We start from the raw sequence: 26,842 nt of genomic DNA, 5'->3' as shown, positions 1-26,842 counted from the left end.
ATTTTTAATTGATTTACAAAGAACTATTGAAGATATTTCAAATTGACATTGTATTTAATAAATCTTGAACCACGAGTCGCAAATGAACATAAAAATATAATTCGTAGCTTTTTTAGATTCTTAAAATGTCGAAAAAATTTACTTAACGGTCAATCTTGAAGTTTGATCAAATGCTTGCAAACAAAAAAGGTGTAAGTCGCCTTACACCTCATATTCATTTTTGATATTTATTAGTGCTTAATTTTATCACTAAAGACTTTTTTGAATTTCTCAATCTTGGGCTTCACAACCATTTGACAATAAGAGTTCGTACCACCTAACAAATTATAATAATCTTGGTGATAATCTTCTGCGATATAAAACACACCAGCAGGTTCAATTGAAGTCACGATTGGGGCGTCAAACGCTCCTGAAGAATCTAAATCTTTTTTTAATTTTTCTGCAATTGTTTGTTGGTTTTCATCATGAAAAAATACCACCGAACGATATTGTGTGCCAACATCTGCACCTTGTCTGTTCAAAGTGGTTGGGTCATGAACTTTCCAAAATACTTCGAGCAACTCTTCATAGGAAACAATATTTGGATTATAAGTAATGTGTATTACCTCTGCATGCCCCGTTTCTCCAGTACAAACTTGTTTATAGGTTGGGTTTTTCACCGTTCCACCCATATACCCTGATTCAACTTTTTCAACACCATTAAGTTTCTGAAACATTGCTTCTACACACCAGAAACATCCAGCTCCGAATGTTGCCACACCTACTTTTGGAAATGTACTATTTACCGAATTAACATTTTCTTGATTCATTTTATTAACTTTGTTTTTATCCGTTTGAGCATTTACTGAAATAACAGACAGTATTAGCCCTAATAATGAAAATACATTTTTCATCTTAACAATTTACTTTTGGGTTATGTTTCTTAGCTCTCAAATTTTCAAACAAACCATTATTCTACTTCCAAACAAACGTTTCTATTCCCAATGAAGAAAATAGATATTGACCATTTTAGGTTTGATGGTAAAGGAAAGTTTTCAATTAAGAAAGCTGCGACCAAAGTTAGTGATTATTACGAAGATAAAGAAGATTATGAAAATGCATTGAAATCTTTACAGGCTGAACTAGACTCCCTACAAGAAATGATGTATGCTCATAACAAATATGGTTTGCTTGTGATATTCCAAGCTATGGATGCTGCCGGAAAAGACGGAACTTTAAAGGCAGTATTCTCAGGAGTAAACCCACAGGGTATGCGTTTTTATTCTTTCAAGCGTCCATCTGAAACTGAACTTGACCATGATTTTTTATGGCGAACTAATTTGCAGTTACCAGAACGAGGAACAATTACTGTCTTTAATCGTTCTTACTATGAAGAAGTCTTAGTTGTTAAAGCTCACCCTGAAATACTTCTAAAAAATCAACGTATTCCATCAGAATATACCAAAGATTTAAGCGATGTATGGAAGAATAGATATGAAGATATTTCTAATTTAGAAAAATACCTTAATCGCAATGGTATTCATGTAGTGAAGTTTTTCTTACATGTTTCAAAAAAAGAGCAATCTGAAAGATTAATTGAAAGAATTAAAGACCCAACCAAAAACTGGAAATTCGAAGAACAAGATGTAAAGGAAAGGGAATTTTGGGATGATTATCAAAATGCTTATGAAGATGCCATCAATGACACATCTAGTAAAGATTGTCCTTGGTATATAATTCCGGCCGATGATAAGAAAAATATGCGTCTCATCGTAGCCAATATTTTAGTCCACAAATTAATGTCATTAGATATTGAATTTCCAAAATCTGATTTAGCAAGACAAGAATTTTTATTTTCACTGATTGATACAATAAAACAGCAAGATTCTATTTGAATTCGTATAACTACTAAATTATAATTTTTATACGAATAATTATATTAAACATGTTCATTTTTTTAAAGTTTGACAACAAATTGAACGGACTTATTTAACTTTGTGAGTTATTTGATAGGACGCAGTTATTACCCTGCGTCCCTTTTGTATTTATAAAAGTGTTATATTGTGAAGGCTTTCGAATTATTAAAAATTTATCAAGAAGATAGTTTTATTAAAACACTTCTTGATGAAATAAAATCAAAAAAAAACGTCTATATAAAAGGTTTATCAGGTAGTTTAGATTCAGTTATTGCTTCAGTAAACTATCAAGTAAACCCCCAGCATAATATCTTTATTTTAAACGATAAAGAAGATGCCGCTTATTTCTACAATGATTTACAAAATTTGCTTGACGAGGAAAATGTTTTTCTTTTCCCAATGTCCTACAAAAAGCCTTATCTTTATGAAGAAATTGATAATGCCAATGTACTACAAAGAGCAGAAGTTTTGAATCAATTGAACAATGATAAGGCGAACTTACTTATTGTAACCTACCCCGAGGCTCTTTCAGAAAAGGTAATTAATAAAAAATCTTTAATTGCAAATACCCTACAAATAAAGATAGGAGACAAGTTAGATATTGAATTTATATCTGAACTATTGATTTCTTACGATTTTGAAAAGGCCGATTTTGTTTATGAACCTGGTCAATTTTCGGTGAGAGGTGGAATCGTGGATATTTTTTCATACGCATCTGAATTTCCATGTCGCATAGAATTATTTGGAGATGAAATTGATAGCCTTCGATTATTTAACCCCGAAAGTCAGCTTTCACAACAGAGTGTCAATCAAATTAATATTATTCCCGATGTTCAGAATAAGTTAATTGAAGAAACTCGCGAATCTTTCTTTAATTTTATTCGTAATCAAAGTACAATATGGATAAAAGACGTAGAATATTCGTTAGAGTGTATTGAAGATTGTTTTAACAATGTAGAACAACAATTTCAAAAAATAATTGAGCAGAGCGGAGGAATAAAGGTTATATTAAAACCAGAAGAATTATTTGAAACTCGAAGAACTTATCTAAATGAAATAAAAAAGTTTAGCATTATTGAATTTGGAACCAAATCCTATTTCAAAGAAACTGAAAAAATAATTTATCCTTCTAAAACTCAACCTTCTTTCAATAAGGACTTTAAAAAGTTGATTGATAATGTCAAAGAGAATCAATCAATCAACATTACCACACTTATTGCTTCCGATTCATTAAAACAATTAAATCGTCTCGAATCAATTTTTGAAGAAATAGACCCTTTCGTTAAATTTCAAGCTTTAGAAATTTCCTTGAGAGGTGGCTTTATTGATGAACTTACAAAAATTGCTTGTTATACCGACCACCAAATATTTGACCGATATCATCGTTTCAAGGTAAGAGATAAATTTAGCAAATCGAAAGCTCTAACTTTAAAAGAGTTAAGAGCCTTGCAAACTGGTGATTTCGTCACTCACATTGATTATGGCATTGGCAGATTTGTGGGCTTGGAAAAAGTAATGGTTGGAGATAAAGAGCAAGAGGCTGTTAGACTAATTTATCGAGACAATGACATTCTTCTCGTAAATATACATTCTTTACATAAAATTGCGAAATATTCAGGTAAGGAAGGTTCTCCACCAACCATGAGTAAGTTAGGTTCAGGTGAGTGGGAAAATAAAAAATCAAAAGTTAAACGGCAAGTAAAAGATATAGCCAAAGAGCTTATTTCCCTCTATGCAAAACGACGCCTTGCCCCTGGTTTTCAATTTTCGAAAGATGGTTTTATGCAGGCTGAACTCGAATCTTCATTTTTATATGAAGATACACCTGACCAAGCCAAAGCTACCGCTGATGTAAAAGATGATATGGAAAAACCACATCCAATGGACCGCCTTGTTTGTGGTGACGTTGGTTTTGGAAAAACTGAAATCGCCATAAGAGCTGCTTTTAAATCTGTTGCAGATAGCAAACAAGTAGCGGTATTGGTTCCAACTACTGTATTGGCAATGCAGCATACCCGAACTTTTAAAGAACGTCTTTCTAAATTCCCTGTTAATATTGAAGAAATTAGTAGATTCAAATCTGCGAAAGAAATAAGTCAAACACTTAAAAACGTAAAGGAGGGAAAAACAGATATTCTTGTTGGAACTCACAGAATTCTAAATAAAGATATAGAATTTAAAAATCTAGGTTTATTAATTATTGACGAAGAACAAAAGTTTGGAGTTAAAGCCAAAGACCGTCTAAAAGAAATTAAGCATAACGTGGATGTTTTAACGCTGACTGCAACCCCAATACCACGTACACTTCATTTTTCTCTTTTGGGTGCTCGAGACCTTTCTATCATCTCTACCCCTCCACCAAATCGCCAACCAGTTACAACTGAAGTACATGTTTTTAAAGAGGAGTTTATTCGTGATGCGATTAGTTATGAACTGAAAAGAGGGGGACAAGTTTTCTTTGTACATAATAGAGTAAATGATATTGAGTCTATTGCTAATATCATTTTGCGTCTTGTTCCAGACGCTAAAATAGGTATCGCCCATGGCCAAATGGATGGTGATAAACTAGAAAAAGTAATGATGAAATTTATAGAAGGTGATTATGATATTCTTGTTTCAACCAATATCATAGAATCTGGTCTTGATATTTCAAATGCTAATACAATCATTATTAATCAAGCTCAAAATTTTGGAATGTCTGACTTACACCAGATGCGTGGTAGGGTAGGACGTTCGAATCGAAAAGCATTTTGCTATTTATTAACACCACCAATTTCTGTTCTATCCAAAGATTCTAGAAAACGATTACAAACACTTGAAGAATTTTCAGATTTAGGCGATGGCTTTAAAGTTTCAATGCGAGACCTTGACATTAGAGGAGCAGGGAATCTACTTGGTGCCGAACAAAGTGGTTTCATTAATGACTTAGGCTACGAAACTTATCATAAAATTCTTGATGAAGCAGTACAAGAGCTAAAGGAAAACGAGTTCAAAGATTTATTCATGAAAGAGTTAGGTACTCCTTTAGATTTGAAACTTCCTGACTGCCTAATCGAAACTGATTTACAGATTATCATTCCTGAAACTTACGTTGGGAATATTTCTGAAAGACTTTCTCTCTATAACCAATTAGATAACATTGAGAAAGAAGATGAACTCCAAGAGTTTCATAAGTCTATGATTGACCGTTTTGGTCCGATGCCTGAAGAAGTTGAAAATTTATTCAAAATTGCTCGTATCAGATGGAAAGCCGAGCAAATCGGATTTGAAAAATTAACTTTAAAAAACAATATCGCTAAAGGCTACTTCGTTTCTCAAGAGCGAACCGAATATTTTCAGACAGATAAGTTTGGCAGAATTCTTGATTACATCAAGAATAATCCAAAGCAATGTTCGCTCAAAGAAATCAAGTCTAAACTTATTCTTACTGTTGAAAAAGTTCAGTCAATTGACGAATTAGACAATTTATTGCGTGGAATGGTCATTTAATCTTAATTTCTCAAGTAATTGATTTTCAGATTTCTACTGAAATATATATTGAATTACCTATTTTTGCAAAACGTATTTATTTAACAAAAATCATTCCGAAAATGAAAAAACTACTTTTTAGTTCGACTGCGGTTGCTTTAGCTCTTTCGCTAATGCTCAGTGGTTGTTCGAGCAAAAAGAAAGCTTCAAGTATTAATCCTGGACGCAAAAGTACTGCAACCGGTATTGCATACAACAAGAAAAGTAAGAAAGGTAAAGAACCTATAGGTTTGCAGGTAAAGGATTTCAAGGGTCAACCAGCAGGTCCAAACCTTGTTTATATCGAAGGTGGGCGTTTTACTATGGGTACTGTGGAGGAAGATGTTACTTTTTCTCGTGATAACCTTGAAAGAACTGTTACAGTTTCGTCTTTTTATATGGATGAAACTGAAATTACTAATCTACACTGGTTAGAATACCTAAATGCCATTCAAAAAGATTCTTCTCAAGAATTTTATGAATCTGCTCTTCCTGATACAACAGTATGGCTAAGCAAGCTTTCATTCAATGACCAATTCACTGAACAATACCTTAGATATCCAGGTTTCCGAATGTATCCAGTTGTTGGGGTTTCTTGGGTTCAAGCATCTGATTATTGCAAGTGGAGAACTGATGCAGTTAATGGTGAAATGGCCTCACGTTTTGGTGACAAAACAAAATCTAAAACAAAGATTGGTTTTGGTAAGAAATCTGCTAAAAAAGCTCCAGTTGCAGAAGCCCCTTCTGCCAAAACAGGTGGTCGTTTAGCAATTGAATCAGGTAATGTTTTACCAGCTTACCGCCTCCCAACTGAAGCAGAGTGGGAATATGCAGCAAAAGCGTTGATTGGTACGCAATACATGGACGAAAACCAATCAAACCAACGTATTTACCCATGGGATGGTTCTTCTCTACGTAAAAGCAAAGGAAAAACAAAAGGTACGATGCTTGCCAACTTCAAGCGTGGCCGTGGTGACTATGCAGGTATTGCAGGTCATCAAAATGATAAAGGTACTATTACCCTTGAAGTTTATGAGTTCCCACCAAATGACTTTGGTCTTTATAATATGGCTGGAAATGTTAATGAGTGGGTATATGACCTTTACCGTCCAAACTCTTTCCAAGACGTTAATGATTTAAACCCAATCCGTCGTAATGACTATCTTGATGAAGAAAAGCTTTACGATAAAAAAGGTTATAATTCATTGATTGATAACCACTTGAGAGTTTATAAAGGTGGTTCATGGAATGATGTAGCTTATTGGTTATCTCCAGGTACACGCCGTGCATTAGACCAAGATTCTTCTACTGCTACTATTGGTTTCCGTTGTGCTATGATTGCCATTGGACCTAAAGGAAAACGTAAAATATAATCTTGAAATTCTTCTTATAAACACAAAAAAAGTCCCAGTTTAAAAAACTGGGACTTTTTTGTGTTATGCCGCTGCTGCAATTGTTATTACAGAAATGCTCTTTGCTTCTGCTTCAAGCAATATCATTCCTAAAGATTCTATTGTTGCTCCTGTAGTTAATACATCATCAACAATCGCAATTCTTTTTCCTTTAATTTCTTCTTTTGCTAAAACTTCAAAAATTCTATCTACATTATAAAATCTTTCGATACGACTCTTTTTAGTCTGAGTTGAAGTATTTGTTAATCTTTTCACCAAATCTGTTCTAAACGGTAAATCTAGGGCTTCTGAAAGCCCTTCAGCAATGCAATCAGCTTGATTATATCCCCTTTGTTCAAATTTGCTAGGATGGAGAGGAACACCAATTATTAAATCTACTTTTTTATTAAATTCTGTTGCTTTCAAATCTACCCCATAAAGCTTACCTAAGTATTTCCCAATTTCTGGTTTATTGCGGTATTTAAGCTCATGCAATAATTTTTGAACTCTACCTTTTTTCGAAAAGTTTAAAAAGGTTATTGCATTATCAACTGGAATTTTACCCCAAAATCTCTTGGATATATTTTCAATTTGTAAAATGTGTGAATTTGTTCGTGGTAGTTCTACCATACAATTTGTACAAATCAAATTTTCTCCACCTAAAAGGGCTTCTCCACATGCTTCGCAGCTTCTTGGATAGATTATATCTAAAAAATGCTTAAACCATTTCATGTTGTTTGTTTAAGTTTGTATATAAATAATATTTTATGACACAAGAAGACATTTTATTAAAAGAAAACTGGCAAACTTTATTACTTTTTTTGAAAAATAATTTAGGTAAAAAACCTACAGATTTAAATGGTGTTTTATTTCTTATCGGCGTTCAAGAGCTTGGACAAGGTAAAAAAGTTTTTACAAAAGAACAAAAACAAGACCTCATGCATATTGCTATTTGTAAGGTACTAAGTTTTGGTGGATACTACGAGCTTGAAGGCGTAGATAAAGAAGGTTGGCCCCATTGGAAGCTAATTAAACCTTTACCAAGCCTAGATATGCTTTCGCAAGAGGTTTTACTCAAACATTTTGTTATTGAATATTTTAAAAGGGAAGTTGGGCTTCATATTTAATTATTTATTTAATCAATTAGCACTCATACCAAATTATGAAAATTATCTCTTATAATGTAAATGGAATTCGTTCTGCTATTAATAAAGGCCTTCTCAACTGGCTCAAAATTAGTAATCCTGATATTTTATGCCTACAAGAAATTAAACTTTCTGAAACGGAGCTTGTAAGTCCGTTTTTTGAAGAATTAGACTATCACTGTTTTTGGTATCCAGCACAAAAGCGTGGATATAGTGGAGTAGCATTACTTTCAAAAACAAAACCTAAACACATTCAGTATGGCAATGGAAATCCTTTGGTTGATAACGAAGGACGTATGTTAAGGGCTGATTTTGAAGACTTTTCAATTTTAAGTATGTATTTTCCTTCTGGTTCTTCTGGAGATGAAAGGCAGACAGTTAAAATGCACTTCCTAGAAGACTTTCTGGTTTATGTAAATAATCTTCGTCAAGAGTTATCAAATTTAGTTATCTGTGGAGATGTAAATATCTGTCATCGGGAGATAGATATCCATAATCCCAAGAGTAACGCAAATTCATCAGGCTTTTTACCTGAAGAACGCGAGTGGGTTGGCAAATTTCTTGATACTGGATTCGTTGATACTTTTAGGCACTTTAACCAAGAACCTCATCATTATACTTGGTGGTCTTATAGAGCAGGAGCAAAGCAAAAAAATTTAGGTTGGCGTATTGATTATCATTTTGTTACTGAAAACCTCAAAGAAAAACTTATTAGTGCTGCTATTCACCCAGACCAATTGATGTCTGACCACTGTCCGATTGAATTAGTTTTACAATAGAATTTTCTTTAAACCATTCATACCATGTCTCCATCTGTAAAAACTATTTTTGAAAAAATAGACGATTACAAAAGAAAGTATTATAAAAACCTTCTTATTAAAGGTTCGTTATTCACACTTGCTTTGGTTTTATCCACATTTCTGTTGCTTAATACCGTTGAATATTTTGGTAGATTCAATTCAACAATCAGAGCAACCTTGTTTTTTAGTTTTCTTGCCTTAGTAATTTATTCACTTTTTGCATGGGTGATTAAGCCTTTTTTGTATTTATTTCATTTTCATGAACCGCTTTCTTATGAAAAAGCCGCTCAAGAAATTGGCAAGTTTTTTCCTGAAATAGGAGATAGGCTATTAAATACACTTCAATTGGCACAAATTTCCGACTCCGATAATTCGCTTTTACAAGCTAGTATTGCTCAGAAAACACATGAACTTAAGTTTGTTAAGTTTGCCGATGCTATCAAAATCGATGAAAACAAAAAGTACCTAAAATATGTGCTCCCTCCTTTAGCATTAATTATGCTAATAGCGGCTGTTTCTCCTAAGTTTTTTAAGAGCAGTACAGAGCGTATTGTTTATTTTCAGAAAGATTTCGCAGAAGAAGCACCTTTTAAATTTAAAATTACCAACCCCGAACTTAAGGCTGTCAAAAATGAAGATTTTACTTTAAATCTATCACTTATCGGCAATGCCATTCCTGAAGCTGTTTATTTAGTTGCTAATGACCGAAAGTTTAAAATGAATTCTGTGGATGGTAAGAATTATAATTTTACCTTTTCAAAGGTTCAAGATGCATTAGATTTTCATTTTCTAGCATCAGGATTCAAATCAAATGAATTTGAATTAGAACTCATCAGTCGCCCAAATCTACTTTCTTTTGATGTTTCTTTAAATTATCCTTCTTATCTCAATAAATCAAATGAGAGTTTTGATAATGTTGGAAACCTTGTTGTACCAGAAGGAACGACAGTTGAGTGGAATTTCAAAGCTAGTAATACTGACTCTCTTTATCTTTTGTTTGAAAATGAACCCAAACATTTATCTAAAGATGGCTTTGGTGATAATTTTTCTTACGTTAGGCGAATGAAAAATTCTTCCCCTTACAAAATCCAGTTAAAAAATCAGTTTAGTGCCAATCGTGAAAATATTGACTTTTATATCAACGTTATTCCCGATAAATTTCCACAAATTCAGCTCGAACAAGTTAAAGACACTACCTTATTCAATTATATTGTCTTAGGTGGAAATATTAACGATGACTATGGTTTATCGAAATTCAAACTTTTTTATCGTCCTATCCGCGAAACAACCTCAAATCAGAATCAAGCATTTGTTTCTCTTGATGTTCCATTTAATAAAACTCAGATTTCCCAAAGTTTCTATTATCAGTTCCCACTAATTGAACTTAAACTTAATCCAGGTGAAAAGGTAGAATACTTTTTACAGGTTTGGGATAATGATGGAGTGAATGGTTCTAAAAGCACAAAAACGCCTGTTTTAACGTTTGCTTTACCTTCTTCGAAGAATTATGACGCCGAGATAAAGAAAGCCTCTGAAAAGACCGAAAATATGCTTGAAAAGCTTAGCGAGAAATCAAAGAAACTAAAAAATGAATTGAACAACCTTGAAAATAAACTAAAGAGTAAAAAAGACTTAGATTTTCAAGAAAAAAAGCAACTAGAAGACCTGCTCAAAAAGCGTGATGAGTTAATGGCTGAAATGAAAGCAATGCAAGAACAATTTCAGCAAATGCAGGAAAAAACAAACCGTTTTCAGCAACAATCTCCGGAGCTCGAAAAGAAAATGAACCAACTCAAAAAACTCATGGAAGAAATTATGAATGAGGATACTAGCAAAATGTATGAGGAGTTGAAAAAAATGTTGGAAAAAGGTCTTGATGAAAAAACTGTTGAACAACTTGAAAAACTCAAAAACCAAGAGCGTAATATGGATAAAGACATTGACCGTACGCTAAAACTTTTTAAGCAGCTTCAAATGCAACAGAAAATTGAAAAGACAGCTAATGAACTTGAAAAGTTAGCTGAGAAACAAGATAAACTTTCGGATGAAACTCAAAAGAATGATAAAGAACAAAATCAACAACAGAAAGAATCAAAAAATGACGAATTGAAAAAAGAGCAAGAAAAGCTTTCAAAAGAGTTCGATGATAAAAAAGAACAAATGAAAGATATTGAGGAGCTTAGCAAAGAATTGAAAAAAGATTTTGATGAGCAAAAGGATGAGCAAGATGAAATTTCAGATGACCAACAAAATTCCGAAAAGCAACTTGAAGAAAATCAAAATAATGCTGCTTCAAAAAGCCAAAAGAAAGCCTCTCAAAAAATGAAGAAGATGGCTCAAAAAATGAAAGAATCTATGAAGTCTCAAGAAATGAAGGAAATGGACGAAGATATAGATGCCTTGAGGGCTATTCTTGAGAATTTAGTTAAATTATCTTTCGACCAAGAAAAGATTATGAAGGATTTTAGAAGTCTAAATGTCTCAGACCCTCGATTTATTAAACTTTCTCAAGAACAATTAAAGATTCAAGATGATGCCAAAATGATTGAAGATAGTCTTTATTCATTAGCAAAACGTGTTCTTCAAATTCAATCTTTCGTGACAAAGGAGGTAACATCTATGCGAAACTCCATGGATGAAAGTGTAAAGTTTATCAAAGAACGTAAATTAAATATTGCTTCTGCCAAACAACAGTTTTCAATGACCTCCATTAATAATCTTGCATTAATGTTAAGTGATACTTTTAGTCAAATGCAACAAATGATGGCAAATGCTATGCCTGGAAGTGGAAAGAGCAAAGGAAAGAAAGGTAGTATGCCAATGCCAATGGGTGAAAAACAAGAGCAAATCAACAAAGGAATGGATAGACTTTCCAAGGGAGGAATGTCTGGAAGAGAGATGTCTGAGCAAGCCGCCAAACTTGCCCAAGAACAAGCAGAATTGAGAAGAAGAATTCAACAACTTCAAAATGAATTAAAAGGTACTGATATTGGAAAAAAACTCGGCAATGAACTGAAAGATATTGAAAAGAGAATGGACGAAAATGAAACTGATTTAGTTAACAAGCGAGTAAACCCTGATTTAATCAAACGTTCTCGAGATATTCAGACTCGTCTTTTAGAAGCAGAGAAAGCGATTCAACAGCAAGAGGAAGACCCTACGCGTCAATCTAAGACAGCACAACAATTCAATCGTCAATCTCCTCCTTCTATGGAAAAGTTTATGCAGGAAAAACAAAAACAAGTAGAATTAATTCGCACAGTTCCGCCTAATTATACTCCATTCTACAAGAAACAAACTGATAATTATTTTAGAAAAATCAAGTAAAGATTTTTATTACTAAATTTGCAGGGACGCACCAAATGCGTCCCTTTTTTGTTTCTATTTATATTCAGTTCCAATTTCTGTTTTTTTATTATATGATAGTTAAATCACATTTCACACATTATATATTTTAATAAAATTTCTTAACATATATTCGGAAGTTTTTTATCCAAATATCACTATAAAATTTTCACGTTCCACGTGAAACACGCAAAAATACAAACACAAAAACGTTTCACGTGGAAACATAAATAAATAACAATGTTTAAAGAGTACGATGTAATTGTAGTAGGTGCTGGGCATGCAGGTTGCGAAGCTGCTGCCGCTGCCGCAAATATGGGTTCGTCTGTTTTATTGGTTACAATGAATATGCACACGATAGCACAAATGTCATGTAATCCAGCAATGGGCGGTGTAGCAAAAGGACAAATAGTTCGTGAAATAGATGCTTTAGGCGGACAATCAGGAATCATAAGTGATAAAACCATGATTCAATTTAGAATGCTTAATCGTTCGAAAGGTCCGGCTATGTGGAGTCCACGATGCCAAAGTGATAGAATGTTATTTGCCCAAGAATGGAGAGATACGTTGGAAAAAATCCCGAACGTAGACTTTTGGCAAGAAATGATAGAAGGATTAATTATCAAGGATAATAGGGTAGTGGGGGTGCGTACAGGAATGGGACTTGAGGTTAAAGCTAAAGCCGTAGTATTGACAAATGGGACGTTTTTAAACGGAAAGATTCATATTGGAGAAAAAAACTTTGGTGGAGGTAGAACTGGAGAGAAAGCAGCTTATGGAATTACAGAGCAATTAATAAGTTTAGGATTTGAATCTGGAAGAATGAAAACTGGTACTCCACCAAGAATTGATGGACGTTCGCTGAATTGGGAATTAATGGAAGAACAAAAAGGAGATGAAAATCCAGAGAAATTCTCATATACAGATACACCTAAATTAACTAAGCAAAGAAGTTGTTATGTAACCTATACGAACGAAAAAGTTCACGAAGTACTAAGAAAAGGGTTCGACAAGTCACCGATGTTTAGTGGAAGAATTAAAGGTCTAGGTCCAAGGTATTGTCCATCTGTTGAAGATAAAATAAATCGATTTGCAGATAAAGACCATCATCAAATATTTGTAGAACCAGAAGGATGGAATACAGTAGAAATGTATATAAATGGATTTTCTACTTCGTTGCCTGAAGAAATTCAGTATGAGGCCTTGACTAAAATTAAAGGTTTTGAGAAAGTAAGAATGTTTAGACCTGGATATGCCATTGAATATGATTTTTTTCCACCAACTCAATTGAAACTAACCCTTGAAACTCATTTAATTGAGAACTTATATTTCGCAGGGCAAATAAATGGAACAACAGGTTATGAAGAAGCGGCATGTCAAGGATTGATGGCTGGTATAAATGCACACAATAAAGTTCATGAAAAAGAAGAATTCATCCTCAAACGTAATGAAGCTTATATAGGCGTTTTAATTGATGACTTAATAAATAAAGGGACAGATGAGCCTTATAGAATGTTTACTTCAAGAGCTGAATTCAGAACTTTATTAAGACAAGACAATGCGGATATAAGATTAACCCAAAAAGGTTATGATTTAGGATTGGCTTCTGTGGAACGATTAGATAGAATGAAGTATAAACAAACTTCAGCAGAAGATATAGTAAAAGAAATCAAAACGAGAAAGATTGCACCCGATGTAGCAAATTCATATCTTGAAGGAATAGGCTCTTCAGGGCTTAGGGAAAAATCAACATTCTATAGTATATTGAAAAGACCTGAAATTGAAATCAATAATATAAGAATGTTAGACAAAGAAATGACAGAGTATCTGAGCAGATTTGATGACGAAATAATCGAACAAGCAGTAATAAAAGTGAAGTACGAAAGTTATATAGAAAAAGAATTATTAATGGCTGAGAAAATGTCGAGATTGGAAGATTTAAGAATAAACCCAGACTTTGACTACGAAAAGTTACTATCAATTTCGATTGAAGCAAGACAAAAATTAAAGAAGATAAAACCACAAACTTTAGGACAAGCTTCGAGAATAAGTGGGGTTTCACCAGCAGATATATCAGTTATTATGATTCACCTAGGAAGATAATAAAAGTTAAATTTTCATAATTACCCTCAACTAATCATTGAGGGTTTTATTTTAGATAAAAATTCAAATAGAAAATGATAATTAATAAATCAATTAGAAACATTATTATTTGGTCAATAGCTGGAAGTATTTGGGGCTGTGCACAGTTTGTTCCACCGACAGGTGGTAAAAAAGATGAAATACCCCCGAAACTCATTTCATCAAATCCCAAAAATGGGCAAAGGAATTTTAAAGAAAAATCAATTACACTAGCCTTTGATGAGTTAGTAGATGTAACAAGTTTACGACAAGAACTACTTGTTGTTCCTGAAATAGAAGGTTCATTTAATATTAAATCAAAAGCTAATAGTGTAATCCTAAAATTTGATAATCAATTTAAGGATAGTACAACTTACACACTGAATTTTAGAAAAGGAATAAAGGATTTGAATGAAAGAAATGAAGCCAGAAATCTGAAACTTGTCTTCAGTACAGGAAACTTAATAGATTCAATGAAAGTAAGTGGAAATGTGAAAAGCTTGTTGACAAACCAACCAATTTTAGAAGCACACGTAGCTTTATATAAAATTCAGGATTCATTAGACCTAAAAAAGACAAAACCTGATTACTTTATAAAAACAGATTCAAGCGGAAATTATCAATTTGAAAACATCAAAAGTGGTAATTATAAAATCTATGCATTTACAGATAAAAATAATAACCTAAAATTTGATGCAAAAACAGAATCAATAGGTTTTACAAAAGATACGATCAAACTGAGTAAAAATTATTCAAACGTAAATTTATTACTCGCAAATGCTAATAATGAAAAACCAAAAAATCAAAAAGCTATTTCAAAAGTAGAAGATTTTACAGTTCAGTATGATAAAAACATTTTATCTTTTGAAGTGAAATTTGAAAGAAAAAACGATAGTATTCCTTACTACGGAGAAGGAAAAGAACTTAAGTTTTATAATGTAAACCAAAGCCTTGATACACTTAAAGCAAATATTACTGTAAAAGATTCGAGTGGAAATGTACTCACTCATTTTCAAAAAATTAAGTTTAGAGAACCTGAGAAAAAGAAAAAAGAAAAAAAGGAATATACACAATTCAGTATAAAACCGAAACAAGGAGAAGATGTAGAGAAAAAATTGGTTTACGAACTAAAATTTTTAACGCCAATAAAAGACTTTGATTTAACGAAAATCAAAATATTATCAGATACAATCACAGAAGAAAAACTTGAAAATTCGAATATCATTTGGAATCAATCAAAAACCAAACTAATCATTCAAAAAGAAATAAAGGCCAAACAAGACATAAAACTTGAGTTGGTTAAAGGTGCATTTGTAGATATCATGGGAGATTCGAGTGAGCGATTTATACAAAAAAATTCAATCCTAAAAACCGAAGAATATGCACTACTTGAAGGAAGTTTTGAAGAAAAGAAATCCAATAAAATTATACAATTAATTAATGAGAAATATGAGGTTGTTTCAGAGCAGAAGGCTAAAGATAAGTTCTTATTCATTCATGTAAAACCCGGTATATATTTAATTAGGATAATTAAGGACGAAAATGAAAATGGATATTGGGATTATGGAAATGTAGAGAATAATATACTTCCGGAAAGCATATCATTTTATTCAGAACCAATAAGGTTAAAGGCGAATTTTGAGGTAAGAGATATTTCAATAAAGTAGGGGAAAGGTGTTTCACCAATACCGATTCAAAAAAGGTCAATTCAAAATAAAAAATATCCAATAAATATTGTGGACAAGCATGTGGATTATAAATGGATATAGTGAACAGAGGGGTTGAAAGGGTTGTGGGAAAAGAAAAGAAATGGTGGAAAGAAATTTTCAACAGTGGAAAAGAGGCATAAGTAGGAGGTTATCCTCAATTCACATCTTGTTAATTAACGTGGACACATACTGTGGAAAGTGAAGCAAATAATTCACACAAAATATTTTTTATGAGTGTCAATAAATAGCATTAGAATTGATTATCAAGAATATAAGTGTTAATTAGCATAATAAACTTGTGGATAAGACGATTAGTTATGTACACAGCTTTAAATGGGGTTTTCAACAAATAAAAGAAATTCACAAATCCACAGTGCTAATAAACAAAAACAACATTTTAAATAATATATTTTTTATTTTTTTAGGTATGAAACGGAATGTGTTAATAATCTTATTCTTACTGATAAGCGGAATTCTAAAAGCTCAAGATATTGAGTTGGCCAATGAATATTTTAAACAAGGAGAATATGAAAAGGCTAAGGACATTTTTCAAAAAATTGCGAAGGATAGGAACAATGTACGTTTAATTCATGCGAATTATATTCAATGTTTATTTAAACTGAAAAACTATGATGAAGCTGAAAAATATTTGAGGCGTCAAATAAAGAACAACGATATAACAGGTATAACTTTTAGAGCAGATTACACAGCCTTGCTCGAAATGACTGGTAAATTTGTAGAAGCTCAAAAAGAAATGGAAGCTTTAATTGACCTTGCGGCAAGAAATGAAGGAACAATTTATGAGCTCCAAGATTTTTTATACAAGAATTCAAAAACTGATTTAGTTATTCAGTTATTAAAAAGAGGAAGAGAACAAGCTAGAGATGAAAACAAATTCTCTATTTTGATGGCCAGAGCCTATCTATATAATGGGCAAAAAGAGCAAATGATAGAAGAAATGTTGAAGTATGGATTAGTAGAAGGCAATGCCGATTACGTAAAAGCAACGTTCCAAGATAATTTGAAAACAGATGCTGAAATAGAAATGCTTGAAAAAGCCCTTTACAGCAAGGTACAGAGGTTTCCAACGGAACAATACTATGCAAACCTTCTAATTTGGCATTTAGTGCAGCAGAAAGAGTTTTCTAAGGCCTTTATACAAACAAGAGCATTGGACCGACGCCTTAGACAAGATGGACAAAGTGTTTTTGAATTAGCTCAAACTGCTTTGGTAAATAAAGATTTTAAAAGTGCCATACAAATGTATGACTATGTGATGAAAGAATATCCTCAAGGTCAATACTATATTTATGCAAGAAGAAATGCGTTATTCTGCAAAGAAGAAGTGGTAAAAACAACTTATCCTGTCAACATTACAGACATAAGGGCATTGATTAAAGATTATCAAAGTTTATTTTCAGATTTAGGCAGAAACATCAAGACAATGGAGGCATTACGCAATGCAGCTCAACTTTATGCTTTTTATTTGAATGAAAAAGACACTGCCATCACAGTACTTGAAACAGCAATCAAGATAGCAGGCTCAGATAATGCCTTTAGAGATAGATGTAAGTTAGATTTGGGTGATATTTACATACTAAAAAACGAACCTTGGGAAGCCACTCTGCTCTATTCACAGGTTGAAAAATCTCAAAAGGAAGACCAACTCGGGCAAGAAGCTAAGCTGAGAAACGCAAAACTTCATTACTACAGCGGTGAGTTTGACCTAGCAAAGGAAATCCTTGACATTTTAAAAAAAGCAACTACCCGAGAAATTGCCAATGATGCCATGCAATTGAGTTTGCTGATACAAGATAATATTGGGCTTGATACCTCTGAAGTTGCCATGCAAGAATATGCCAAAGTTGATTTATTGTTATTTCAAAATAGAAATGATGAAGCCATGCGTGCATTGGATTCAATATTCGAAAAATATAAGTCACATAGTTTGGCCGATGATATACTTTGGCTTAAAGCAAACACGCATTTAAAAGTAAATGAACCACAAAAAGCTCTTGAAGATTTAGAGCTACTAAGAAAAAATTATAACTTCGATATATTGGCTGATGATGCGATATTTTTAGAAGCAAAAATTTATGAAGAGTATTTTGGCCAAAAAGATAAAGCTATGGAATTGTATAGAGAAATACTTCAAAAGTTCCCTGGTTCAATTTATGGTGCGGAGGCACGAAAGCGATTTAGAAATTTACGAGGAGATACAATAAACTAATTGTTTTCCACATTTATATATTGAAAAGCCTCAAACCTTTCTGCTTTGAGGCTTTTTTGTTAAATCAACCTCAAAAACCTCCTTTACACTATCGAAATATACTTTACACGATAATAGTCTATTTAATATTTGTAAAACTTTCACCCAATGAAACTAAAGTTATTAACACTGTCCACAGTGTTTTCCACAATCTTAAGTATTGCAAATGCTCAAGAAGAAACAGTACATTCACTTGGATATAATTATTACGGACAAAAAATAAACGAAAGAGCATTTTGTAGTCAATTTAGTTTCCGTTCAAAAGAAATTGCTGAAAAAGCAGTGGATGAAATTGTAAGAAGAAGTGGATTGAAAAGAAACTTTTATGTGATGGAATGTCCAAATACGGATAATTGTTTTGCAGCTATTCAAGGTCAAACAAGGTTGATTGTCTATGATGGAGCATTTATGAAAAAAGCCAATGACCTTTCGAAATCAGATTGGGGTGCATTAAGTATTTTAGCTCACGAAATTGGTCATCATTTGCAAGGCCATACAATTATTGAAGGAGGTTCAGACCCAACTAAAGAATTAGAGGCAGATGAATTCTCCGGATTTGTGATGTATCAAATGGGAGCAACTTTGAAAGAAGCTCAAGCTGCTATAAGTAAACTTACATCTGATTATGATGGTGGCTCACACCCAGCTCGCCCCAAAAGATTAGCTGCGATAAAAAAAGGATATGAGAATGCTCAAGAGCTCTACCCAAATATTAAAAAAACTGATGGAAGTATTTTGGTTCAAGCAAAAAATCAAACATCAGAAGAGCCAACGAAAACAATATCTCAACCACAAAATACACCAAGAACAATTCCACAACAAATACCTACACACAATCCTTTACCCATAGAAAACAATGGAAATGTTGATAAAGTGGATAACCCAGTGGAAAACGCTGAAGGTACTTTTAAAAAGCCTGAAATAGTCTTGACAGATTCACCAAAGAAAGAAGAAATTAATGGAGAAACTAAAAAAGGTGGGTGTTTTGAAGGAGATTGTTCAAATGGTTTTGGTAAAATGATTAACCCAAAAACAGAAGAAAAGTATGAAGGTGAATGGAGAAACGGAAAAAGAGATGGAAGAGGCGTAGAGTTTTATCCTGATGGTGAGAAAAAATATGTTGGGAATTTCAAAATAGGTAAATATGAAGGCAACGGAACCTATTTTTATAAGAATGGGGATAAGTATGTGGGTAAGTTTAAAAATGGGTTCATGAATGATGATAAAGGTTATTTTATCTTCAATAATAACATAAGATTAGTAGTTAGGATGGAAAATAATATCAAACATGGTAAAGCAATGAGAATATATCCAGATGGTAGAAGAGAGGATACTTTTTATATCAATGATATAGAAAGAAAAGGATATATTCCTGATAAAAAGGCAAGACAATATTAAAAAACTGTATATAAATCCCGCTCAAAAAGTGGGATTTATTGTTTTCAAAAGGTTAAAATATGGGTAAATTATAAAAATTTGGGCATTAGTCCGTAAATCGAATACTAAGTTTAGTTACCTTTGTCACCTCAAAATATATAACCTAATATGTCTTGGTTTAAGAGAACAGATAAAGGAATTCAGACTCCAACGGAGATGAAACGAGAAGCCCCTGATGGGCTTTGGTATCAATGTCCAAATTGCAAAAAGGCAATGCACACACGTGAACATAAGCTAAATGCATTCACATGTATCAATTGCAACTATCACGAAAAAATTGGCTCAGAAGCATATTTTCAATTATTATTCGATGAAGGTGAATATACAGAATTAGATGCAGACCTTCGTTCGGGCGACCCATTAAACTTCTATGATACGAAATCTTATGTTGATAGAATCAAATCAACTGAGAAAAAATCAGGCTTGAAAGATGCGGCTCGAACAGCAGTAGGAAAATTGGATGAAATTGAAATTGTAGTCACATGTATGGACTTCAGTTTCATTGGTGGTTCAATGGGATCAGTGGTTGGAGAAAAGATTGCAAGAGGAATTGATTTCGCTTTAAAAAACAAACTCCCATTCTTGATGATTTCTAAATCGGGAGGAGCTAGAATGATGGAAGCTGGTTTTTCATTAATGCAAATGGCCAAAACTTCTGCTCGTTTAGCACAATTATCAGAAGCAGGATTACCCTATATTTCTTTATTGACAGACCCAACTACAGGTGGAGTGACAGCGTCTTATGCCATGCTCGGTGACTTTAATATTTCTGAACCAGAAGCATTAATTGGATTTGCCGGACCACGCGTAATTAAAGAAACCATCGGAAAGGAATTACCAAAGGGCTTCCAAACTGCAGAATTTGTGTTGGAGCACGGCTTCCTTGATTTTATTGTGGATAGAAAAGACCTTAAAGATAAACTAGCTAGTTTATTAAAAATAATTAAGTAATCGTTCTTGAAAGTGTTTACAGGTTAAAGGCCTGTAAACACCCAAACGAAATTCACATGAAACTGATTAACCACCCAGTTCTTTGCAACTACTATCTTACCTACCGTTGTAATGCAACTTGTGGATTCTGCGATATATGGGAAAAACCTTCTCCGTACATTACACTAGAAAACTTCAAAGAAAATATTCGTGATTTAAAAAAACTTGGTGTTAAAGTAATTGATTTTACTGGTGGGGAACCTTTACTTCACCGAGAATTAGACCAATTATTGGCTTTAGCAAAGAAAGAAGGTTTTATCACAACTGTTACAACCAATTGTCTATTGTATCCAAAGTATGCCGAACGTCTCAAAGGAAAAATAGATATGCTTCATTTTTCAGTAGATTCTCCGGATGAAGAAGAACATAATCAATCAAGAGGTGTAAAGTGCTTCGATAAAGTATTAGATTCAATAGAAATTGCGAAAAAAAATAAGGAAAGACCAGATATATTATTTACAGTATTTGAAGAAAATGTAGATAAGATAGAAAGAGTGTGGAAAGAAATATGTAGACCCAATAATTTGGTCTTAATACTAAATCCAGTATTCGAATATAATAATGTAGAAACGGGAGAATCATTATCAGCCGAAACTTTGAAAAAACTTGTTTGTTGGGGAAAACAAAAAAATGTTTACTTAAATGAAGCCTTCATAGAGCTAAGAAAAAATGGTGGGAATAAGATAGAAAATCCTGTATGTAAAGCAGCTTCTACAACAATTGTAATATCTCCAGAAAATAAACTTATTTTGCCATGCTACCATCTCGGGACAAAGGATTTTCAAATTAAAAATAATTTATTAGAACTCTACAAATCGAAAGAAGTACAAGAGATTGTTGCTTTAGAAGGAAGATTAAAAGAGTGTGAAGGATGTGTAATTAATTGTTATATGCAACCTTCTTTTTCGGTAGAAATTAATAAATACTTTTGGAAAGCCCTTCCAAGTACCCTAAAATACAATTATATAAAAGGAACTTGGAAGGAATTATTTTAAATCTATTTTTTGGGTTTTGCCTTATTTTTATCAATAATTGCTTGCAAAGAGCTCACCGCTGAAATACCAAAGAAACCAACAGCTTTTTTAGTAGAGTTTGCATTTCGATTGATAATGTTTGTAGGAATATTTGATAAAGGAGTAGAAAATAGTCCACCATCCTGAGATACCTGTTGTACAAATTGAAGGTAATAAAATTGCTCTTTAGTAATCGAATATAAATCAACTTTAAGAGTATCCTTATCAGAATAAAGTTCTCTACCCACTGATTGTCTTATAGGTTGAATGAATAGAAGTCCATCTGTTCTTGAACCAGGACTAAAGCCAGCATCATAGGCAACAGTTATTTCATTTGCTTTCGAAAAATACTTGCTATTCTTAGCTGCTTTTACCCAATAACAATCTCCTTCACCTGTAAAATCATTGGCATAAAACTGAGGTTGAAAACCATCTTGTGGTCCATTCTCTGGCTTTATAGGAAGCTTTGTTATTTCGTAATTAATAGAATCAATTTTAGGTACTCTATTTAGTTTTGAAAGAGAAACATATTCTTCACCGCCATAATTAATATAAAGAGCATATTGTTTTCCGAGTTTATTTAAAGGTTTAAATTTTGCGTCGAAAGTATAAATACCTTCGTTTTTTAAATCTTTAAATTCGTAAGCAACACTATCTTCATCAAAAACAATTACCCGAGCACCAATAGCAGGTTTAATGGGTGAATTATCAAAATAACCTTGAGAAAGTGTAAGCTTTATTTTTTGAGTTTCTGCTTGATTATTAATCAAAGCATCAACCGAAAGCTGAGACACGCCCTCTTTTACTGTAATTTCAACTACATCAGTGCATGAAAATAAAAATGCGGATAAAAAGTAGATTGAAAGTAAAATACGAATATTTTTCATTTTTATATAATATTTCTAAGATTTAGTGCAGAAAATCAAAACTTAAAATTATAAGTAGCTGCAGGAATAATTGAACCAAATACAGCATAACGTACTGCCTCAGTTTTGGTTGGGTCAGTTTCGTTTTGTCTGACAAAAACAGAAAATGGATTTCTTCTATTATACACATTATATATAGAAAATACCCATTCGCCAGTACCACGCTTAAATAAAGCAAATTTGGTTTGGCGAGTAGCTGCGATATCTAGGCGATGCGATGCAGGAATTCGATAACCATTGCGAGTATCATAATAATTATGTGGTAGAGCATAACCTTGCCAAATAAATTTATTAGTAGGAAAGCTAGCAGGTGTACCAGTGCTAAAGGTAAAATTAGTGGAAAAACTCCAACGACTATTCAAATCATATATTCCGACTACAGAAAGATTATGTGTTTTGTCAATACGGCTCGGAAACCATTGATTTTGGTTGAGTCCTTCGATTTTTCTTTCTGTACGTGAAAGAGTATAACTTACCCAGCCATTTAATTTTCCTTTAGCTTTCTTTACATAAAATTCAGCACCATAAGCTCGGCCTTTTCCAAAGAGTAAATCTGCCTCAACATTTGGATTTAAAAGTAAGTCAGCATTACGGACATAATCAATTTGATTATAAAGGTTTTTATAGAAAACCTCAATTGAAGTTTCAAAAAGATTATCATTGAAATTTTGAAAATAACCTAATGCAAATTGGTCAGCAATTTGAGGTTTGATATTATTACTACTAGGAGTCCAAACATCTAATGGAGAAGAGGCAGTTGTATTCGATAACAAGTGCAAATATTGAGCTAAACGGTTGTAGCTAAGTTTAATTGAATTATCTTGTCCAAGACCAATATTAGCGGCAAATCGAGGCTCTAAATTCCCATATTGTTGAATAGATTTCCCCCATTCAAAGGTAGTAGTACTAATCACATCTCTACGCTCTCCATTAGTTGTAGGTTTACTTAGCTCTATCGCTTTACCTTTACCAAGATAATTATAAAGCGAATATCTTAATCCATATTGTAAGGATATCTTTGAGCTGATTTTTTGTTCATTACCAATATAAAGTGCACTCTCAGAAGCAAATTTATCATCTAAACCTATTGTCCTTTCAACACCTCCTGAAATAGCAACTGCCTGCCCAGGGTTGAATGTATAATAAATCATTTGTCCGCCAAAAGTAATGGTATTTTTGGTATTTGGATAATACGTAAAATCAGGTTTTATGCTGTAAGTAATGATATTTGATTTCCAACGAAAAGCATCCTGCTTATTCTCTTCTTTTAAATCAGATTGAAGAGCATAATCGTAATTACTATAAAAAATAGTATTATTTAAAAATAGCTTGTTGTTGAAAACGTGGTTCCATCTGAAGCTGGTAGTGGCATTTCCCCAGTTAAAACCAAAGTCTGCTCCAAATGTATCACGACCGAAATAGCCTGAAAGGAAGAAAGTATTTTTTTCATTCGCTCTATAATTTGCTTTCGCAGTAAAATCATAAAAATAAAAAGAAGTACCTTTTAAATCAGAATTTAGAAAAGGTTTTGCCAATACATCAATATAAGACCTCCTTAAAGCAACAATAAATGAACCTTTATCTTGAAGAAAGGGACGTTCGTAAGTAAACCTAGAAAAGATACTTCCAATTCCGCCAGAAAACTGTGGCTTTTTAGCATTTCCCTCTTTCATTCTTACATCTAAAATAGAAGAAACCCTTCCACCATATTGTGAAGGAATACCGCCTTTGATAAGCTTTACATCTTTCACCGCATCAGGGTTAAATACCGAGAAAAAACCAAATAAATGCGAAGAATTATAAACAGGAGCTTCATCAAGCAAGACTAAGTTTTGGTCAATTCCACCACCTCTAACATTGAAGCCAGATGCTCCCTCTCCAACTGAAGTTACCCCAGGTAAAAATTGAATACTCTTAATAATATCAACCTCACCCAATAAAGCAGGCATTTTTTGAATAGTCTTAATATCAACTTTATTCACTGACATCTCAAGACTTTTAACATTTTCATCGGCTTTTTTTGAAGTAATTACCACTTCTTGCAATAGCTTTGAATCGTCTTTTAATTCAATATCAAGTTTCACATCAGAATTTTGCAAATCAATATTCTTAGTGATTTTTTGGTAGCCTACATACGTAAAAACTAAATTGTACGTTCCTTTGGGAAGAGTAATAGAATAAAATCCATAAGGATTTGTTTGAGCACCTGTTTTTACTTCTTGAACATAGACCGAAACCCCAATTAATCCTTCACCATTTGAAGCATCTTTTACATAACCACTTATGGTCATCTTTTCTTGGGCCATAAGATTCCACGTGAAATTTAGGGAAATTAACAACAATAATAGTTTTTTCATGAATTGGATTTTGTGAATAAAAAATTTAATGTGAAAACTACAGATTAGTTTTAGTACTATTTAATACAAAACTAAACAAGCCAGAGAAGGTTATAAAGGAATGCTTGACAAAGCCGAAATAATGAAGGATGAAAGGGAGAATTTAAGAAACAGAGCAACCTTTAAAAACAAAAATAGTGTCAAAATAGGCAACAAATAAAGATTATTTTTGGAAATTGCCGAGTAAAAAAATTGAATAAAAAAAAGAAACCAAAGAATTCCATGAGAAAAACAATCTTAGTATTATTTAGCCTACTCATTACACAAAGCCTATTTTCTCAAACTTTAGAAAAACTTCGTTGCGAATATCAAGAAACACCATTTGGATTAGAGGTAACTAAACCAAGACTTTCATGGCAAATGAAAGCTACCACTCGCGGGGCAAAACAAACAGCATATCAAATTTTGGTGGCAGATAGCGAAGCTGAACTAAAGAAAGATAATGGTAATGTTTGGAATTCGGGAATGGTTAAATCAGACCAATCATTAAAAATTGAATATGCAGGAAAACCACTCGAGTCGAGAAAAAGATATTTCTGGAAAGTTAAAGTTTGGAACGAAAAAAATAAACCTACCTTATATAGTGAAGCTTCTTGGTGGGAAATGGCACTACTTAAAAAAGAAGATTGGTCTGCACATTGGATTGGAAAAAATTCGACTGAAGGCAAAGCCATTGAGCTTCAGAAAGAATTCAATTTAGGAAAAAGAGCTACACGTGCAAGGATATATGTAAGCGGAATAGGTGCTTATCATTTGATATTTAATGGAAAGAAAGTAGGTCAAGATTACCTTACTCCGGGATTGCTAAAAGATTCAAAAATGATACCTTATCAGATTTATGAAGTATCTAACGAAGATTTAAGCATAGGAATTAACTTTATTACTGCAACTCTTGGAAATGGATGGCAGAAAGGGAATCAACTCAACAAACTTTTATTTCAAATGGAAATGGAGTTTTATGATGGTTCTCGTCAGACCGTTATTTCAGATGGTAGTTGGAAAACTCGACTTTCACCAATAATATCAAATAATGTATATGGTGGCGAAGTTTACAACGCTCAACTTGAGTACGGAAAAGACTGGGAAAATGCCGCATTGATGGATGAACCACAAAATAGTCAAGAATTAAAACCATTAATTTCGCCTCAAATACAAATTATTAAAGAAATAAAAGCTGTAAAAATCACAGAGCCAAGAAAAGGTAGGTATGTTTTTGATTTCGGGCAAAATATAGTAGGATTTGTTTACTTACAAACTGAAGGAAAAGCTACTAAAGAAGTTGAATTGAAATATGCCGAGACATTAACCGAAAAAGGTTTGGTAGAACAAAAAGGAATAAAACCCACTGATAAATATCTTTTAAAAGGTTATGGGATTGAAAAATGGGAGCCAAAATTCACCTTCCATGGCTTTAGATATGTTGAAGTGGAGGGGCTTCCAAAGAAGGCAGATGAAAATACGCTCTTGGCAAAGGTTATATATGAGAATAATCCGTTTGTTGAAAACCTTGCTTATACAGATGAATTTATCCAAAAACGTTATACCCCAAAATCTGTAACAGAACCTAACTTTAATGAGAACAAGACAATTATTAGTGCATCTCTTTCAACAGAGTCCAAAGTGATTGATACTAATTATGGACAGATTTCAGCTCAATCAAATCTACAAGGTAATAAGTTTAGTTTGAAACTTTCAGTACCTGCTAATCAAACAGTACAAGTACAATTGCCATTAATAGCAGGAAAATCTATCAATAATATTAAAGAAGGAGGGAAGTTTTTTGTAGTTAAGAAAAAGCCTGTAAAAATAGAAGGAATAACTTACTTGAAATCAGAAAAGGATAAAGCAATATTTGAAGTAGGAAGTGGTAATTACGAATTAACAATCGAGTAAAATCT

At 32.9% G+C, this 26,842-nt stretch carries 17 protein-coding genes; 13 read left to right on the top strand and 4 right to left on the bottom strand.

Going from position 1 to position 26,842, the window contains the following annotated elements:
• Positions 1–230 precede the first annotated feature (230 nt).
• Positions 231–893, bottom strand: a complete 663-nt coding sequence (gene msrA / locus EMTOL_RS08030; protein WP_015028777.1) for a peptide-methionine (S)-S-oxide reductase MsrA — start codon at positions 891–893, stop codon at positions 231–233.
• Positions 894–983: 90 nt separating this feature from the next.
• On the opposite strand from msrA, the gene EMTOL_RS08025 reads away from it, so the two are divergent.
• The 3 genes from EMTOL_RS08025 to gldJ all read left to right on the top strand — a co-directional run bounded on the left by EMTOL_RS08025 (position 984) and on the right by gldJ (position 6,775).
• Positions 984–1,874, top strand: a complete 891-nt coding sequence (locus EMTOL_RS08025) for a polyphosphate kinase 2 family protein (protein ID WP_015028776.1) — start codon at positions 984–986, stop codon at positions 1,872–1,874.
• Between the two features lie 168 nt (positions 1,875–2,042).
• A complete protein-coding gene (mfd, locus tag EMTOL_RS08020; protein ID WP_015028775.1) occupies positions 2,043–5,384 on the top strand; it encodes a transcription-repair coupling factor in 3,342 nt (1,113 codons plus the stop codon).
• 101 nt (positions 5,385–5,485) lie between these two features.
• Positions 5,486–6,775: a gliding motility lipoprotein GldJ gene (gene gldJ / locus EMTOL_RS08015; protein ID WP_015028774.1), complete on the top strand. Its 1,290-nt coding sequence runs from the start codon at positions 5,486–5,488 to the stop codon at positions 6,773–6,775.
• 63 nt (positions 6,776–6,838) lie between these two features.
• Here gldJ and EMTOL_RS08010 read toward each other — a convergent pair whose 3' ends face one another.
• Complete coding sequence (locus EMTOL_RS08010) at positions 6,839–7,525, bottom strand: ComF family protein (protein ID WP_015028773.1); 687 nt, start codon at positions 7,523–7,525, stop codon at positions 6,839–6,841.
• 35 nt (positions 7,526–7,560) lie between these two features.
• On the opposite strand from EMTOL_RS08010, the gene EMTOL_RS08005 reads away from it, so the two are divergent.
• The 9 genes from EMTOL_RS08005 to EMTOL_RS07965 all read left to right on the top strand — a co-directional run bounded on the left by EMTOL_RS08005 (position 7,561) and on the right by EMTOL_RS07965 (position 21,604).
• Positions 7,561–7,920: a hypothetical protein gene (locus tag EMTOL_RS08005; RefSeq protein WP_015028772.1), complete on the top strand. Its 360-nt coding sequence runs from the start codon at positions 7,561–7,563 to the stop codon at positions 7,918–7,920.
• Positions 7,921–7,955: 35 nt separating this feature from the next.
• Positions 7,956–8,717, top strand: coding sequence for an exodeoxyribonuclease III (locus EMTOL_RS08000; RefSeq protein ID WP_015028771.1), 762 nt, complete (start codon positions 7,956–7,958; stop codon positions 8,715–8,717).
• A gap of 24 nt (positions 8,718–8,741) precedes the next feature.
• Positions 8,742–12,065 (top strand): DUF4175 family protein, encoded by a 3,324-nt coding sequence (locus EMTOL_RS07995; RefSeq protein ID WP_015028770.1) that lies wholly within the window; start codon positions 8,742–8,744, stop codon positions 12,063–12,065.
• 258 nt (positions 12,066–12,323) lie between these two features.
• On the top strand, positions 12,324–14,186 hold the full coding sequence (gene mnmG, locus EMTOL_RS07990) for a tRNA uridine-5-carboxymethylaminomethyl(34) synthesis enzyme MnmG (RefSeq protein ID WP_015028769.1): 1,863 nt from the start codon (positions 12,324–12,326) through the stop codon (positions 14,184–14,186).
• A 74-nt stretch (positions 14,187–14,260) separates the two neighbouring features.
• Entirely contained in the window at positions 14,261–15,871 is a 1,611-nt protein-coding gene (locus EMTOL_RS07985; RefSeq protein WP_015028768.1) for an Ig-like domain-containing protein, read from the top strand.
• Between the two features lie 469 nt (positions 15,872–16,340).
• Positions 16,341–18,143: a tetratricopeptide repeat protein gene (locus EMTOL_RS07980; RefSeq protein ID WP_305953198.1), complete on the top strand. Its 1,803-nt coding sequence runs from the start codon at positions 16,341–16,343 to the stop codon at positions 18,141–18,143.
• A gap of 147 nt (positions 18,144–18,290) precedes the next feature.
• Complete coding sequence (locus EMTOL_RS21730) at positions 18,291–19,580, top strand: M48 family metalloprotease (protein WP_015028766.1); 1,290 nt, start codon at positions 18,291–18,293, stop codon at positions 19,578–19,580.
• A gap of 147 nt (positions 19,581–19,727) precedes the next feature.
• The gene (gene accD, locus EMTOL_RS07970; RefSeq protein WP_015028765.1) at positions 19,728–20,570 is read left to right on the top strand and encodes an acetyl-CoA carboxylase, carboxyltransferase subunit beta; all 843 of its coding nucleotides are present in this window, start codon (positions 19,728–19,730) and stop codon (positions 20,568–20,570) included.
• Between the two features lie 56 nt (positions 20,571–20,626).
• Complete coding sequence (locus EMTOL_RS07965) at positions 20,627–21,604, top strand: radical SAM protein (protein WP_015028764.1); 978 nt, start codon at positions 20,627–20,629, stop codon at positions 21,602–21,604.
• Between the two features lie 2 nt (positions 21,605–21,606).
• Here the strand turns inward: EMTOL_RS07965 and EMTOL_RS07960 are convergent, their stop codons facing one another.
• Positions 21,607–22,509, bottom strand: a complete 903-nt coding sequence (locus tag EMTOL_RS07960) for a DUF4249 domain-containing protein (RefSeq protein ID WP_015028763.1) — start codon at positions 22,507–22,509, stop codon at positions 21,607–21,609.
• A 35-nt stretch (positions 22,510–22,544) separates the two neighbouring features.
• Positions 22,545–24,905: a TonB-dependent receptor gene (locus EMTOL_RS07955; RefSeq protein WP_041693470.1), complete on the bottom strand. Its 2,361-nt coding sequence runs from the start codon at positions 24,903–24,905 to the stop codon at positions 22,545–22,547.
• 261 nt (positions 24,906–25,166) lie between these two features.
• On the opposite strand from EMTOL_RS07955, the gene EMTOL_RS07950 reads away from it, so the two are divergent.
• Positions 25,167–26,837, top strand: coding sequence for a family 78 glycoside hydrolase catalytic domain (locus EMTOL_RS07950; protein WP_015028761.1), 1,671 nt, complete (start codon positions 25,167–25,169; stop codon positions 26,835–26,837).
• Positions 26,838–26,842: the final 5 nt, after the last annotated feature.

Origin of the sequence: Emticicia oligotrophica DSM 17448 (assembly GCF_000263195.1) — a bacterium.
GTDB classification, from domain to species: domain Bacteria; phylum Bacteroidota; class Bacteroidia; order Cytophagales; family Spirosomataceae; genus Emticicia; species Emticicia oligotrophica.
Note: the sequence above shows the minus strand (reverse complement) of the source record. Positions and strands in the feature narration are given on the sequence as shown.

Coding starts and splice junctions, on each gene's coding strand:
- EMTOL_RS07965 (WP_015028764.1), top strand. CDS start 20,627: ATGAAACTGATTAACCACCCAGTTCTTTGCAACTACTATCTTACCTAC.
- EMTOL_RS08025 (WP_015028776.1), top strand. CDS start 984: ATGAAGAAAATAGATATTGACCATTTTAGGTTTGATGGTAAAGGAAAG.
- accD (WP_015028765.1), top strand. CDS start 19,728: ATGTCTTGGTTTAAGAGAACAGATAAAGGAATTCAGACTCCAACGGAG.
- EMTOL_RS07960 (WP_015028763.1), bottom strand. CDS start 22,509: ATGAAAAATATTCGTATTTTACTTTCAATCTACTTTTTATCCGCATTT.
- EMTOL_RS07995 (WP_015028770.1), top strand. CDS start 8,742: ATGTCTCCATCTGTAAAAACTATTTTTGAAAAAATAGACGATTACAAA.
- EMTOL_RS07980 (WP_305953198.1), top strand. CDS start 16,341: ATGAAACGGAATGTGTTAATAATCTTATTCTTACTGATAAGCGGAATT.
- EMTOL_RS08000 (WP_015028771.1), top strand. CDS start 7,956: ATGAAAATTATCTCTTATAATGTAAATGGAATTCGTTCTGCTATTAAT.
- mnmG (WP_015028769.1), top strand. CDS start 12,324: ATGTTTAAAGAGTACGATGTAATTGTAGTAGGTGCTGGGCATGCAGGT.
- EMTOL_RS07955 (WP_041693470.1), bottom strand. CDS start 24,905: ATGAAAAAACTATTATTGTTGTTAATTTCCCTAAATTTCACGTGGAAT.
- EMTOL_RS21730 (WP_015028766.1), top strand. CDS start 18,291: ATGAAACTAAAGTTATTAACACTGTCCACAGTGTTTTCCACAATCTTA.
- EMTOL_RS07950 (WP_015028761.1), top strand. CDS start 25,167: ATGAGAAAAACAATCTTAGTATTATTTAGCCTACTCATTACACAAAGC.
- EMTOL_RS08005 (WP_015028772.1), top strand. CDS start 7,561: ATGACACAAGAAGACATTTTATTAAAAGAAAACTGGCAAACTTTATTA.
- gldJ (WP_015028774.1), top strand. CDS start 5,486: ATGAAAAAACTACTTTTTAGTTCGACTGCGGTTGCTTTAGCTCTTTCG.
- EMTOL_RS07985 (WP_015028768.1), top strand. CDS start 14,261: ATGATAATTAATAAATCAATTAGAAACATTATTATTTGGTCAATAGCT.
- EMTOL_RS08010 (WP_015028773.1), bottom strand. CDS start 7,525: ATGAAATGGTTTAAGCATTTTTTAGATATAATCTATCCAAGAAGCTGC.
- msrA (WP_015028777.1), bottom strand. CDS start 893: ATGAAAAATGTATTTTCATTATTAGGGCTAATACTGTCTGTTATTTCA.